Annotated in this window: 10 protein-coding genes; 9 read left to right on the forward strand and 1 reads right to left on the reverse strand. The window is 41.1% G+C overall.

Annotated features, from left to right (window positions below):
* Nucleotides 1-605 precede the first annotated feature (605 nt).
* Both CVN76_RS03870 and CVN76_RS03875 read left to right on the forward strand, forming a co-directional pair.
* The gene (locus CVN76_RS03870; protein WP_100530358.1) at nucleotides 606-1,547 is read left to right on the forward strand and encodes a DMT family transporter; all 942 of its coding nucleotides are present in this window, start codon (nucleotides 606-608) and stop codon (nucleotides 1,545-1,547) included.
* 821 nt (nucleotides 1,548-2,368) lie between these two features.
* A complete protein-coding gene (locus CVN76_RS03875) occupies nucleotides 2,369-2,683 on the forward strand; it encodes an MTH1187 family thiamine-binding protein (RefSeq protein ID WP_100530359.1) in 315 nt (104 codons plus the stop codon).
* 388 nt (nucleotides 2,684-3,071) lie between these two features.
* Here CVN76_RS03875 and CVN76_RS03880 read toward each other — a convergent pair whose 3' ends face one another.
* Nucleotides 3,072-3,512, reverse strand: coding sequence for a hypothetical protein (locus CVN76_RS03880; protein ID WP_100530360.1), 441 nt, complete (start codon nucleotides 3,510-3,512; stop codon nucleotides 3,072-3,074).
* Nucleotides 3,513-4,056: 544 nt separating this feature from the next.
* Between CVN76_RS03880 and CVN76_RS03885 the strand changes: the two genes are divergently transcribed.
* The 7 genes from CVN76_RS03885 to CVN76_RS03920 all read left to right on the forward strand — a co-directional run bounded on the left by CVN76_RS03885 (nucleotide 4,057) and on the right by CVN76_RS03920 (nucleotide 15,187).
* Nucleotides 4,057-5,439: an ABC transporter substrate-binding protein gene (locus tag CVN76_RS03885; RefSeq protein WP_100530361.1), complete on the forward strand. Its 1,383-nt coding sequence runs from the start codon at nucleotides 4,057-4,059 to the stop codon at nucleotides 5,437-5,439.
* Between the two features lie 72 nt (nucleotides 5,440-5,511).
* Nucleotides 5,512-6,432, forward strand: coding sequence for a carbohydrate ABC transporter permease (locus tag CVN76_RS03890; RefSeq protein WP_081092414.1), 921 nt, complete (start codon nucleotides 5,512-5,514; stop codon nucleotides 6,430-6,432).
* A 12-nt stretch (nucleotides 6,433-6,444) separates the two neighbouring features.
* Nucleotides 6,445-7,269, forward strand: a complete 825-nt coding sequence (locus CVN76_RS03895) for a carbohydrate ABC transporter permease (RefSeq protein WP_100530362.1) — start codon at nucleotides 6,445-6,447, stop codon at nucleotides 7,267-7,269.
* 31 nt (nucleotides 7,270-7,300) lie between these two features.
* Nucleotides 7,301-10,414 carry an alpha-mannosidase gene (locus CVN76_RS03900; RefSeq protein ID WP_100530363.1) on the forward strand — a complete coding sequence of 1,038 codons (3,114 nt, stop codon included), beginning with the start codon at nucleotides 7,301-7,303 and terminating at the stop codon, nucleotides 10,412-10,414.
* Nucleotides 10,415-10,450: 36 nt separating this feature from the next.
* Entirely contained in the window at nucleotides 10,451-11,593 is a 1,143-nt protein-coding gene (locus CVN76_RS03905; RefSeq protein WP_232732095.1) for a GntR family transcriptional regulator, read from the forward strand.
* Nucleotides 11,594-11,841: 248 nt separating this feature from the next.
* Entirely contained in the window at nucleotides 11,842-12,867 is a 1,026-nt protein-coding gene (mgrA, locus tag CVN76_RS03910) for an L-glyceraldehyde 3-phosphate reductase (protein WP_100530365.1), read from the forward strand.
* Nucleotides 12,868-13,849: 982 nt separating this feature from the next.
* Nucleotides 13,850-15,187: an LLM class flavin-dependent oxidoreductase gene (locus tag CVN76_RS03920; RefSeq protein ID WP_100530367.1), complete on the forward strand. Its 1,338-nt coding sequence runs from the start codon at nucleotides 13,850-13,852 to the stop codon at nucleotides 15,185-15,187.
* The last annotated feature ends 1 nt before the right edge of the window (nucleotide 15,188 follow it).

The following is a 15,188-nucleotide window of genomic DNA, read 5'->3' on the forward strand; positions in this document are numbered from 1 at the left end:
TAGTAGTTGAAGTGAAAAAGACCATTCTGCAACTAATTTATCGGTTGGGTTAATTGTACAGGATGCACAAAAAAAGACCCAAATAAAGTGGTCTTTTTTTTGTGTGAAAACAACATTAATGATTATTTATATGAAAATTCTAACATGAATTTTTTTATTCACAGGATTCATCTGCTTTTTTTATCTCACCTTTATCCAGTATAATCCTCCCGTTTCAGTTTCGATGTAAAATGCAAATCCTTCCATACAGGTCTAACTTTCCTTAACTAATTCCGTAATGTCATTTTACTCGTTATAAAGAATAAATCCTAAGGTGAATCCTCAAACTCTATAGATAGGAAAAAGTACTTGTGAGGTGATTAGAAGTGTGGTATACACGTACATAACCAAGTCCTTACTCGTTTTGAGTAGGACCTATTTTTTCTTGAAGCTCTGTAAATGTGATGTTGAATTTCTTGATAAACTAAAGAGGCAGGTTGGTTTAAGGCAGATTACAAATAAAGTCGTTTAAGAAGGCACTTGACAGCTATTATGTAAAAATTATACCTTAATTTCAGTCACTACATATATAGTTACTAAAATAGGTTCAGGAGGTGAGATCTGGAATGAATAAAACCTTAGATAAATATCAACAGAATGCAAAAACAAAAAAAGGAAGCAGTATATATCTATATGCTTCTATAGTTGCCGTGCTTTTATGGAGTACGTCGTTTGTTGCTACCAAAATAGCATATACTTCTTTTACACCACTTACACTAGGTGCAGCTCGTTTTGTTATTGCTGCTGTTATTTTAGGTATAATTCTTTTATGTAAAAAAGATAAAACAAAGCCACCTATTAAAGATATAGGGTTAATGTCTGTTAGTGGGGTTTTAGGTACTACTATTTACTTTGGTTTGGAAAACATAGGAGTTGAAATAACTACAGCATCTAATGCTGCTATTATTGTAGCATCTTATCCTGCTATAACGGCGCTAATAGAGTTTCTTTTTTATAGAATAAAAATCCCTTGGATAAAGGGTCTTGGAATAGCAATAGCCATGTTTGGTGTTTTTCAAATATCGTACAATCCTCAAAGTCAAGAAGGCGAACAACAACTAATTGGGAATATCATATTAATTGTTGCAGGTTTTGTTTTTGCTTTTTATAACTTTACAACCCGTAAAGTTGTAAAAAAATATTCCATGATTACTATATCTTTTTATCAAACTGTAGCAGGAGCGATTACTTTTATTCCACTAGCTTTTATAGAGAAATCTAGTTGGAAGATGCCAAGTATGGAATCCTTTCTAATGTTGCTATATTTAGGAATATTCTGTTCGGTTATAGCATTTTTATTATATAACTATGGATTACGCAAATTATCTTCTAGTTCTGCCGTTACCTTAATGAACCTCGTGCCTATTTTTGGTGTGCTATTTTCAGTAATCATTCTTCATGAAGTTGTGCGAATAAGTCAAGTTATTGGTGGAATAATTGTAATATTAGGTGTGGTTTTAAGTGTCAAAGAAACGAATCAAAGGCAGACTGGGAGCAATAGAAATTGAATTTCAATAAGGAAATAGTTGTTATTCTTCTATAATCTACCTGCCTGGCCATGTTACCACCAAGATAACGTAGCCCAGAATGGTTCATTTACTAATAGTTTTTGAAATATTGCATGTAAACTAAAGGTGCGTTAGTTCCATAGGGCATAAAAGAAGACCACGATAAGTGGTCTCTTTGTTTTGCCCAAAATCAACAATAAGCTTTAACAAAGGATTTGTTTTAAAAATCTTAACTAACTCAGGAATATCAACTACTTCGCTATAAATTACCTGATCAATTAGACATACCGCATAACTACTTTTATTTTTACTGGTGGTTACCACATTCACCTTTTATCAAGGGCAGTTCTATTAGTTTTATCGAAGTTAGCCTAACACTTACAACTGGACAAGTTCTTGTCGGAGGAAACATAAATAAAAGCTACGCAAATGTTCCTATGATATCATTTAAATATTAAAGGCTATAACTTTTAATTTATTAGTTATAATTAAGCAGAATCGTGTGGTAAGCCTAGAGTGTTACATTGCTAACAAAGTTTTTTTAAACGTCTATCAAATGATAGGCGTTTTAATGTACCATTTTCCATAATTTAAAAAAATCGTGTAGACTTCTGGTTGGTTACGCGATCAGGTATTTATTTAGGGGGGCGGTGAGGTAAAAGAATTCAAGGATTGGGTACAATAAGTTATTAGATGAAAAATGGCTGCGATATGAATGCTATTACGTAGGTGGGAAGTTTGAGCTATAATACGTTATTATAGGATAGTAAGAGAGCTTCTTGATTGAAATAGAAATACAAAAAAAGGATGGGTGAATAAGAATGGCAATAGTTGATGTAACGGTTATTCCTGTCGGTACACAAACTCCAAGTGTGAGCAGTTATGTGGCAGATATACAAAGAGTATTAAAGCAATATGAAAATAAGGGAGAGATTCGATTTCAACTGACTCCCATGAATACGATCATTGAAGGCGACCTGCCAAAGTTGTTTGAAGTGATTCAAGCGATGCACGAAGTACCTTTTGAAAAAGGTCTTGCTAGAGTTTGTACGAATATCCGTATCGATGACCGTCGTGATAAAGAACGCAAGATGGAAGACAAAGTAAAGCGAGTGGAGGGCATGCTTGAGGAATAAAAGCTGCTGTAAGTATTGGGGATAACAGTTACAGGTTATGAACAAAGCAATTAAGGTAAGGCTTTAAAGGACTAAAGGAACTGGGAACTGAAAGAAAGAGTCTCAAACCTCTCCTGTTAGCATTTTACAAAAAAAAGCGGTGGAAGTTTAATCCTTAAACTTCCACCGCTTTTTTTGGGCTTTTTGAATGTCTACCATGTTGATATTCCTTGAACCATGCGGGAAGAACCCCCTTCAATTGCTGTTGCGGTTAGTGTACCCGTATATATCTATATTTCCATTTCCAGTGTTAAACCATAATATTACTCCATTTGAAAATTAGATAGAAATGTTATAAACCTTGTTCCTATATCAAATGATGTCTCCTTACCGCCTTGATTCTCTAAACCTATAAACGTTCTCCGAATAGTTCTATTTCTTCATTTGGGTGAAAGAGAGTAAATCCTTTTGAACAAAACACGAACCTTCTATTTACCTCGAACCCTGCTTTATTTAGTATCTCAAGTGTTGCATGGGAATCCGTTCCTGCGTACCCGCAACTACATCCGGAGAGGTGGAGTTCATTCCCCTTTTTGTCAATAAGGATGAGACCGCTATCGATTTCTTTTGACATTTTTGCTATTTTAAAACGGTCAAATTGATCGTTAACTGCCTCGAATAACGAAATGCTTTTATTGTTTACGCCACGGTCTTCACCGTGATTTTTTATGACTAAAACCTCTCGCTCATATGATTTCTTGTATAGATGGTACTTTTGGTAAGTGATGTTTTTCATTTTACATATAATGGGCGTGATATGCTGTTTTCCATTTGTAGATTGATTAAACATTGCACCACTCCTAAACAGTTATTTCAATTAGTTTATTAGGAGAAAAAGAGAATAGTACAAAGAATTTATCGGATATAAATGTAAACCAGTGAAGCTAGGTATAGTGAATGGTTGTAAGATTGAATCGCCTGCACTAATCCGGACAGGATTTTTAGGACAGAAACATGAATAAGTCATTCTGCTTTATAGATGTAAGTAGGAAATCCATATCTTTGGCTTTAAGCGAACAGTGCTAGAATTGATTCGATTTCTTTATAAAATGTATGGTGAAATATGATTGGTGCCATCTAAAAAGCGGGGCCGACTGAAGCGGGTAGCTCAAAGCTTGATCACTCGGTTAATATTCAGAAATTTTAAAAAATATATTGACTTATATCAACTATGTCATTTACATTATATGTATATCAAGTGCTTTACCAATTAATAGAAATGAGGTGAACGGTCAATTAAAGGTTCTACCATGCGTTTCGCTTGTCATTGAAAGCGCTTCATAAGTCATTGTTTTCTGGAGTTTTTATACAGATAGAGGATGGGAGAGGTACTCATGAAAGTGAAAAAGTATAAAAAGGTGGCAGCTTATTCATTACTTGCAAGCTCTCTTTTGTTAAGTTCAGCGTGTTCAAATGAAAGCGCTTCCTCGGGTGGTAAGGGTGAAAGCAAAGATGAAATTAGCATTACATACCGTTCTGGAGGAGGCACCAATAAAGGTTTGACAGATTGGCTGGAGAAGGAAGTCATTCCGGAATTCAAAAAAGAGCATCCGGGTTCAACCATCAAGCTTGCTCCCTTAAATGTTTCAGAGGGGGATTATTTCGCCAAGATTGCCCTGATGCTGAAATCGAAAAATACCGCACCAGACCTTGTTGCGGAAGATACGTTCATGGTCAATTCTGATGCAAGTGCTGGGTATCTGGAGTCGCTTGATGATAAGGTGAAGGCTTGGGATGACTGGGGGAACTTCACGGAAAATGTGAAGAAGGGTGTCATCGCGCAAGATGGCAAAGTGTATGGAGTACCTTATAACACGGATTCACGGGGAATTTGGTATAACAAAGATCTATTCGAAAAGGCAGGCCTGTCTGTCCCGTGGGAACCGGAAAGCTGGGAGGATATTCTTCAAGCTGCCAAAACAATTAAAGAAAAATCACCCTCTGATGTCATTCCGATTTGGATGAATTCCGGAAAAGCTACAGGGGAAGCGACATCGATGCAAACTTTTGAAATGCTCCTTTATGGTACGAAAACACCTCTATATGATTTAGACGAAAAGAAATGGATCGTGAAAAGCGAAGGACTTGTTAATTCGTTCAAGTTCATTGATACCGTCTACGAAGAAAAGCTCGGCCCAAATCTTTCACAGGTATTAAATGGACAGGGAGGCAGTATCGCCTATCAACAATTAATGCCGAAAGGTAAGCTCGCCATGGGGATTGACGGATTTTGGCAATCGGGTACATGGGGAGAAAACGGTGCTGCTCCTTGGGCAGAAGCGGTTGATACTTTAGGGTTCGCGCCAATGCCAACAGAAAATGGTGATGGTGCAGGAACTGTTACGATGTCTGGAGGTTGGGCCTTCTCCATTCCGAAAAATTCAGGCAGTAAGGAATTGGCATGGGAATTCATTAAATTCGCATCCAGCAAAGAAAAGAATCTCTCACTACAATTAAAAGACCGCAATTTAACCCCGCGAGATGATGTAGCACAAGATCCGGATTATCAAAAGATCCCGATGTTCGATGAAGCAACCGCACTGTTAAAAAATGCTCAGTTTCGTCCTGCTGTCGATAAGTACCCAAATGTCTCAACCCAAATTCAATCTCTTGTTGAGGATGTCGTAACGAACAAGCTTACTCCAGAACAGGCAGCAGCTCAGTATCAAAAAAATGTAACGGGCATTGTCGGTAAAGAAAACGTGATGGAAAAATAAAGAAAATCATGGGTTCCTCCCTGTCCAAGCAGGGAGGAACCATGATTTATATGTACAGGAATGGGGTGTGGAATGAATACTAATCCGGTTGAGTCACATGGAATTCGAATCAAGGAGGAACGGAAAAAAGATTATACATTATTACGTTCCATTCTGTTTTTACTGCCTACATGGATCATATTGCTTATCTTTTTTGTCGGGCCTATTTTATTAACGTTCTACTTTGCTTTCACAAATCTCTCGTTAACCGGAACGGAAGCGCAAAGCCTGGAGTTCACTGGATTCCAAAATTTTCTCACGATGTTCCAGGATCCGAATTTTCGTATCAGCATGGTAAACACGATCGTATTCCTTTTATTCTCAGCCGTAATCGGCCAGCAGGTGCTTGGGTTTATCCTGGCTCTGCTGATGAAGGAGAAAAACACTTCCTTTAGGAGGATCATCGGCATCATCGTCATAGCCGGTTGGGTTACTCCAGAAATTGTCGTTGCATTTTGCTGGGTGGCTTTTTTAAGTGATAACGGAACGTTAAATATGATTCTGGGGAATATGGGGATGAAACCTGTGACCTGGTTGTATAGCTTCCCGATGATCAGTGTAATCATCGCAAATATCTGGCATGGAACAGCATTTTCGATGCTGGTATACCAGGCTGCATTGGACGATGTTCCAAAAAGCGTGGAAGAAGCAGCCGTTATAGATGGTGCGTCACGTTTCCAAATGTTACGGAAAATTGTCCTGCCCATGATGAAAGGGTCCATCGTCACAAATATGATCCTCGTCACCTTACAAACATTGGGCGTCTTCACGTTGATATTTGCCATGACAGGCGGAGGTCCGGGAGCATCGACGCAGACCCTTCCGATATTCATGTATAACCAGGCATTTGTTAACTATCAACTTGGATACGGAACAGCCATTTCCCTCATTTTACTTTTGATAGGGATTATTTCAAGCACGATTTATATCAGGTATATGAAGGTCGAAATTTAGGGGGTGAGTTGAGTGAATCGTTTCAAACTCGAGAAAATCGTTCCATATGTCATTTTAACTTTGATAGGGATATTATTTCTATTACCGCTTTTGTGGGTGTTGGTAGCTTCTGTTGATCCAAATGCGCAACAGGCCTTAAAGACCCCGGATAGCCTGACAACATCGAATTTTACAACCATATTAAAAGATGGTGCCATTCTTCGTTCCTTTGCGATTGGATTATTCCTTTCTTTAGGTCAGGCTGTGCTTGTGGTCTTGTTTGCAGGGCTGGCAGCCTATCCGCTGTCCCGGTATGCTTTGAAATTCAAAAAACCGTTCATGTATACCATCTTATTCATGACATCTTTGCCAATCACAGCTGTAATGGTCCCTGTCTACCAACTATTCGTCTATATCGATTTGCAGGATTCGCTCATCGGAACTGTCTTGTTCCTGACGGCTTCCGGTTTGCCGTATGCGATCTGGATGATGAAGAACTTCATGGATGCCGTCCCGCTTGAATTGGAGGAGTCGGCTTGGATTGACGGGGCATCCGTATGGGCAGGGTTACGGAGGGTCGTGGCCCCATTAATGATTCCTGGCATATGCACGGTTGCCATCTTTACGTTTTCAGGAAGCTGGGGCAACTTTTTCGTACCTTACATCTTGATCCAGACTCCGGAAAAATTTCCTGCCTCGGTAACGATATTCCAGTTTTTCGGTAATTACGGTATGGTTGAATATGGGAAACTTGCAGCCTTTTCATTGATCTATACAATGCCCGCTGTCGTCCTTTACATCTTTTCACAGCGTTTTATGTCCCAGGGCTTCAGTCTTGGCGGTGCAACGAAAGGTTAAAAATCTCGAGGAAAAAGGAGTGTTTCATTGAATGTTTTGGAATATAGAGAAGTTAGAAAAGCGGATACAGGAATTACAGCCGTATCGTTATCAGGACGTCAAGCCAGTCGTGTCGTTTGAAGCTCAGACTGACGAAGAGGGAGCGATTGCGCAGGGGCCACCTGAAGGAGGCTCATGGAAAACAATGAATGTACGGGAAAGATGGGAAGGCCGTGACAAATACATATGGCTTAAGGCAGCTGTACCCATTCCATCCAACTGGAACAAACAAAGAATTGTCGGAGTGTTTGATTTTGGAAATACCGGAGGCGGTGGCAATTCCGGGTTTGAGTCGCTTTTGTACTTGAACGGCCAACCGTATCAAGGGGTTGATATGAACCATCAGGAAGTGTTTTTGGATGGGGAACTTGCCGGAAGCACCGTCGACTTTTGTTTCAGGCTCTGGTCCGGGCTTGAAGGCGGAGGGGTGCAGACGATCCAGGAGCATCAGTTGAAGGTCGCTTATGTTGCCTGTCTGGACGAACGCACCGACGATTTATACTATACCGCAAGAGCAGCATTGGATACGATAAAATATCTTGAAGAAAACCAGCCTGAAAGACAAACTCTATTGAAGGGTCTGGATAGGGCGTTCCTTTTGATCGACTGGTCGAATCCCGGTTCAGGAAGCTTTTATGACTCGGTTTATCAAGCGCAAGCTGTTTTAAATGCGGAAATTGAAAAGATCCCAAAAAATTATCCCGTTACCGTCACTTCCATCGGCCATACCCACATTGATGTCGCATGGCTTTGGCGCCTAAAGCATACTCGTGAGAAAGCGGCAAGGTCATTTTCAACTGTGTTGCGTTTAATGGAACAATACCCAGATTACACCTTTTTGCAGACACAGCCGCAATTATATGAATATATTAAAAATGATTACCCGCAAATCTATGAGCAAATCGAAAAAAGGGTCCAGGAAGGCCGTTGGGAAACGGAAGGTGGAATGTGGCTGGAAGCGGATTGCAACCTGACAAGTGGTGAATCGCTTGTCCGCCAGCTGCTACTCGGGACAAAATTCTTCCAAGAGAATTTTGGGAAGGAATGTGAATATCTATGGCTGCCGGATGTCTTCGGATACAGCTGGGCACTGCCGCAAATATTAGTTAAATCAGGAATCAAGACCTTCATGACCACTAAAATCAGTTGGAGCCAGTTCAATAAAATGCCTCATGACACCTTCAAGTGGAGGGGAATCGACGGAACGGAAATCTTAACCCATTTCGTCACCACCCCGGAAGACGAATACTGGTTCTACACCTATAACGGCCGCCTCACTCCGCGCACGGTGAAAGGAATTTGGGAGGCTTATCGGGATAAAGCCGTCAATCAGGAATTATTGCTTTCCTATGGATACGGGGACGGCGGCGGCGGTGTTAATCGGGAGATGCTTGAGATGCGCAGGCGCTTGGATAAAATGCCAGGTTTGCCGGCAGTGAAAACGGGAAGGGCCGATGAGTTTTTCAATCGCCTTCATGAGACGATAGATAATACGGATCAGTATGTCCATACATGGGACGGAGAGTTGTACCTGGAATACCACCGTGGAACGTATACGAGCCAAGCTTATAATAAAAGGATGAACCGCAAGATGGAATTGCTCCTACGGGAAACGGAATGGCTTCACTCCCTGAACAGTGTGCTTGAAGGAACATGGTCTTCTTATCCGTCAGAAGATCTGGAGGAAAGCTGGAAGATCGTGCTGCGCAATCAGTTCCATGACATCATCCCTGGATCTTCCATCCGGGAAGTCTATGAAGATAGTAAACTGGAATATGCAGAGGCACATCAATTGGCAGCTAATGCCTGGAACCATGCTTCCCGTTCGCTGGCGAAAGGGAGTGATCAGCAATTATTTACCATTTTCAATTCCTCTTCATGGATCCGAAATGATATCATTACTATTAAGACCGATCTTCATGCAGAAGGTGTCTGGACCGATGAGACAGGTGAAATTCTCGATTCCCAAAACACAGCAGATGGTGAATGGCTCGTAAACGTTGAAAAAGTGCCTTCGCTAGGCAAGAGCACGATCCGTTACGAGAAAGCGGAAAATATATCGAAATCGGCATTTGATGTGTCGACTAATCACATTTCGACTCCTTACTATGAGATAAGCTGGAATGAAAACGGGCAGCTAACGAGAGTTTTTGATCGAAAGCACCAGCGAGATGTTTTAGCATCGAATTCTCTTGCAAATGTACTCCAGGTATTTGAGGACAAGCCCATGCAGTATGACGCCTGGGATATCGATATTTTTTACCAAGAAAAGATGAAAGAGGTAAGCAATTTAATAGGAAGCAAAGTAGTCGAAAACGGACCCATACGTTGCGTAATCGAGTTTGAATGGGGTTTTGGAAAGTCAACGATTACACAAAAGATGATAACGTATGCCAAGAACCCGCGCATCGATTTTAAAACGAACATCGACTGGCGTGAAAAGGATCAGTTGTTAAAAACGGCATTCCCTGTAGACATCCGTGCTACGGAGGCTACTTATGACATCCAATATGGAAATGTCAAACGGCCTACTCATTGGAACACAAGTTGGGATTACGCTCGGTTCGAAACCGTCGCACATCAGTGGGCTGACCTATCGGAAAGTGGCTATGGCATAAGCATCATGAATGATTGCAAATACGGACATGACATTAAGGACAATGTGATGAGGCTGACCTTGTTAAAATCGGCCACATACCCAGATACCGAAGCTGATCAGGGAGAACATCTATTCACCTATTCGTTGCTACCGCATAAAGGGAGCTGGTATGAAGGGGGAACGGTGCAGGAAGCGTGGGCACTGAATAACCCGCTCTCATACATGGAGGGACAATCCCAAAAATTGTCCATGTTTTCGCTTAATGCTGAGAATGTAATGATCGATGCCGTGAAAAAAGGGGAAAATACTGATGAAGTAGTTATCCGCCTGCATGAGTTTGCAGGAGCAAGAGGCGCTGTGGAGGTAAGAAGTGAATTAGATATCATTTCATGGCAGGAATGCAACCTAATGGAAAAAAGTATAGAGGATAAGCGGGAAGATCAGACATTGGCCTTTGACATCAAACCGTATGAGATTAAGACATTCGTAGTCCAACTGAAAAGTTAACCACATGCCAATTAGGGGATTTTCCCCTTCTTGGCTATGAATATATCGTTTGGGGTGGTTACAATAACAGCTTTATATGAGAAAGTATATCAATCATTGAAGAAAGATATCAAAGAGGGGAAATATAAGCCGGGCGATCGCATCCCTTCCGAGAAAGAACTCTCGGACATCTTCGAGATCAGCAGGATCACAAGCAAGAGGGCCTTGGGCAAATTGGTAGAGGATGGGGTTGTCTACCGCACACAAGGGAAGGGTACTTTCGTTTCTGAAGCGGGCAGTAATAAAACCAATTTGGCTCACGTTCGAAAGCCCTTGTTCGGTCTCATCATGACAACCTTTGATGACAGCCATAGTTTTAGGCTCATTTCAGGCATAGAATCTGCTTCGGATGAGAAATGCATGGTCATTTTAAAACAGACCTTCGGCTCGGCTGAAAAAGAGGAAAAAATAATCAAGGAGTTGCTTGATTTCGGCGTTGATGGACTGATCATCTATCCTGCTCAAGCTGAGCACTACAGTTCGGAAATCCTCAAAATGGTCGTGGACCAATTTCCGCTCGTCCTAATCGACCGTTCGTTCAAAGGGGTTGCCGCAACTGCCATATCGACTGATAACGTACAGGCTGCCAAACTCGGCATGGAACATCTTTTTGATTTAGGTCATGAACACATCGGTGTCTTATCTCCAACAACAATCGCGACGACGACGATTGAAGATCGGTTCGCTGGGATCGTCCAGGCCTTTTCTGAACGGAATGTTCGGGTTAATCGTGAATTATGGTTTACCGAAATAAAGAGTACACTTCCCACCCCTGAAGCAACCTGTGAACAAGACATTGAATTGATCAAAACCTACCTTAAGGCACATACCGATCTCACTGCCCTGTTTACGATCGAATATAAAATTGCGAAGCTTGCACAAAAAGCTATTGAACAAATGGGCCTTCGCATACCTGAAGATATCTCGATCCTATGCTTCGATGAGCCGGAAAATAATTGGGACAGTTTGACTTTCACACACCTGCACCAGAAAGCAAAAACGATTGGTGAAACGGCGGTCAGAAGGTTATTGGAAATGATAAACGGGGACTGTTCCATTGAAAAGGTTGAATTCCCGGCATGTTTGGTTAAAGGGAATTCCACATGTCAGTCAGTGAAGAAACATCCACTATCCAAATGATGGAGGGATCTTTTTTTCAGTCCCAATTGCTGGATCATTGTTCGCCATTGCAGTTTAGTGAAAAGGTCGTCAAATGATAAATGATTCCTGCAAGGATTTAGGCTGGATGATAAGTGCACGAATTGTTCATGATCATGAAAGAAAAATCTTGGTTAACCATACAAAGCACTTAGCACTCATACACTCCGTCAGCTGAATGACGGGGGGATTTTGCTTAAAGTATTTCAACCCATAAAGGAGGCATAATCATGGTTTATGTAGCAGATCAAAGCAGGTACGAAACGATGAAATACAATAGAAGCGGACAGTCAGGCCTTAAGCTTCCAGCCATTTCGTTGGGGTTATGGCATAATTTTGGAGGGGTGGATATTGAGGAGAATGGCCGCGCCATGCTCAGGAGGGCATTTGATTTAGGGATTACCCACTTCGACCTTGCCAATAATTATGGACCTCCTGCAGGCTCGGCAGAAGATTTGTTCGGCCGGATATTGAAACAGGATTTTGCCCCATACAGAGATGAAATGATCATTTCCACGAAAGCGGGTTATCATATGTGGCCCGGGCCATATGGGGATTGGGGTTCCAAAAAATATTTGGTTTCAAGTCTCGACCAGAGCTTGAAACGCCTGGGACTTGATTATGTGGATATATTCTATTCACACCGTCCTGATCCAAACACACCACTTGAAGAGACGATGGGGGCTCTTGACCTTGTCGTCCGGCAGGGAAAAGCGTTATATGTAGGCATTTCCAATTATACTGCTGAACAAACGGCACAAGCGGTAGAAATCTTAAATGATCTAGGTACGCCTCTTTTCATTCATCAACCAAAATACTCCATGTTCAACCGGTGGATTGAAAATGGATTACAAAATGTTTTGCAGGAAAATGGAGTGGGATCCATAGCGTTCTGTCCATTAGCTCAAGGTCTGCTTACGAATAAATATCTTTCAGGTGTTCCGGTTGATTCAAGGGCAAGTAAGCCAACGGGAGCATTAAAGGAAAATGAAGTCACGCAAGAAGCGGTGAACCGTGTACGGAAATTGAAGGAAATCGCAGATGAGCGAGGTCAATCTTTGCCTCAATTGGCCCTGGCCTGGGTACTTCGTGAAGGAAGAGTCACCTCTGCCCTGATCGGGGCAAGTAAAGTGAGCCAAATAGAAGAGAATGTCAAGGCGTTGAATCACCTTACATTCACAGATGATGAGTTAGCCAGAATTGAACAAATCCTTAACTTGAATATTGATATGTACAATCCTATTGGGAAAAAATGAAGTTTTATCTAGGAAGCGGAAGGTGATGATCTCGCGGTAACGGAAATGATTTTAATGGGATATTGACCACTATCAGGAATAAACTTGATGCTGCACTATGATCCTGAAATTTTTCTTCATTCATAGCAACCGAACAGAATTCTTGCTGCTCTCCCTTCAAGCTAAAGAAGATAATGAGAAAAGTCTGACCTGTTTTAATAAGGGTCAGATTATTTTTTTGCTTGAGAAACAAGAAGGCGTATATGAGCATACCCCTGAAAACTGCCGTCAACGTGGGAATTGGTGAAGAAACCTTCCACCATTTAGGCACATTAGAAAGAGTGTTTGACAAGGCGCCGAAGGACAGCATTCGCGGTCAGTGTGAAAAGGGTTTTAGAACTTAAGGAAGCCTCTATGTAACCTGGAGGAGGCTTGGTAAGTTGATAAGCAAAAAAGAGCATCAAACAAATGTGAAAACATTCATTTGGTGCTCTTTTATTTCAGCTAAATGACACCTCAAGTAAAATTACCGATTGTTATGGAAAAGGAATACATAAGAAGAAAGGACAGAAAAACAAGCTTGGTATTATGGGTGTTCCGTTTCGAAGGATAACAAAACGGTCACTATACAGCAGTGAAAGGAATTCTTAATGAATACATTAAAATTTTCTATCAACCAAAGTATTGCCAGTTTCCCATTCCCAGTGTTAGGATTAACCTCAATTAATTAAATTATTCACATCTGTCAACTTGGATTTAGAAAGGATGGGAAAAAGGAGATATTTTTCGTTTTCCATATGTATTATTTGATCTTAGGTGAACAGGAGAGGAGAAAGAACAAAAATATGATGGAATCAATGATCCTGTCTTGATCGAAAATAGTTTGAACTGTTGAACGCATTTATAGTCATTGTCAATTTAGTGTTCTAGAGTCCAATTGGGGGTTTAAATATCTGATTATTCAGTTATTTGGATGGGATATAGAGTTAAAGGGGGAGAAATTATGGGGTTTGAAAAAAGAAAACTAAAATTAGGAACGATTATTCATGGTGTAGGAGGAAATATTGCTGCTTGGAGGCATCCTGAGGTTCTGGTTGATGCTAGTGTCAATTTGGATTTTTATAAGGAACAAGCACAAAAGTCTGAAAATGCGAAATTCGATTTTGTCTTTATAGCGGATGGATTGCATATAAACGAAAAATCCTTACCACACTTTTTGAACCGTTTTGAACCACTTACGATTTTATCGGCACTCGCATCTGTCACTTCACGAATTGGTCTGGCTGGAACGGTGTCGACCTCTTATAGTGAGCCATTTAATGTCGCACGTCAGTTGGCTTCCCTTGATCAGATCAGTCATGGTCGTGCGGGCTGGAATGTCGTCACTTCACCGCTAGAGAATACGGCGTTAAATTTTAATAAAACAGTAGAAGAACATCCAGATCATCCTAAACGATACAAAATTGCAGCTGAATATCTCCAAGTGGCGAAAGGATTATGGGATTCATGGGAAGATGATGCCTTCATTCGTGATAAGCAATCAGGTGTCTTCTTTGACCCAGGGAAATTACATCCATTACATCATCAAGGTGAATTTTTCTCTGTGCAAGGACCGCTTAACATTGGTCGATCGAAGCAAGGACGCCCAATCATTATCCAAGCTGGTTCATCAGAAGATGGGAAAAATTTAGCGGCGAAAGAAGCGGATGCCGTATTTACCGGTCAAGCAACATTGGCAGAGGCTCAAGCATTTTATTTAGATGTTAAAAGCAGGGCTTCGTCTTTTGGAAGGAACCCTGAGGAGATTCTTATCTTGCCTGGGTTCGAACCAATCATAGGAAAGACGGACGAAGAAGCCGAACAGAAGTATCAGGATATTGCTAATTTAGTATCGATTGAACAGGCACTGAATTATTTGGGCCGATTTTTTGAACATCATGATTTTTCCCAATATCCATTGGATGCGCCATTTCCTGAATTGGGTGATTTGGGAGCAAACAGCTTTAAAAGCGGCACTGATCGAATTAAACAAGAAGCAAAGGAACAAAACTTGACCCTTAGGCAAGTGGCATTAAGGTCTGCCACGCAGCGTACTCCATTTATCGGAACACCTGAGAAAGTAGCAGACCTTATTCAAGAGTGGTTTGAAGGAAGAGCAGCGGACGGGTTTATTTTCCATGCCAACCTTCCAAGTAGCTTGACAGACTTTATCGATGGTGTTGTTCCCATTCTTCAGGATCGCGGTCTTTTCCGGACAGAGTATGAATCGGATACATTTCGGGGGAACTTGGGACTTTCTTATCCAAAAAATCGGTATGCGAAGGAATCTTTACATCATTGAT

The sequence above is a fragment of the Bacillus sp. mrc49 genome (genome assembly GCF_002803435.1).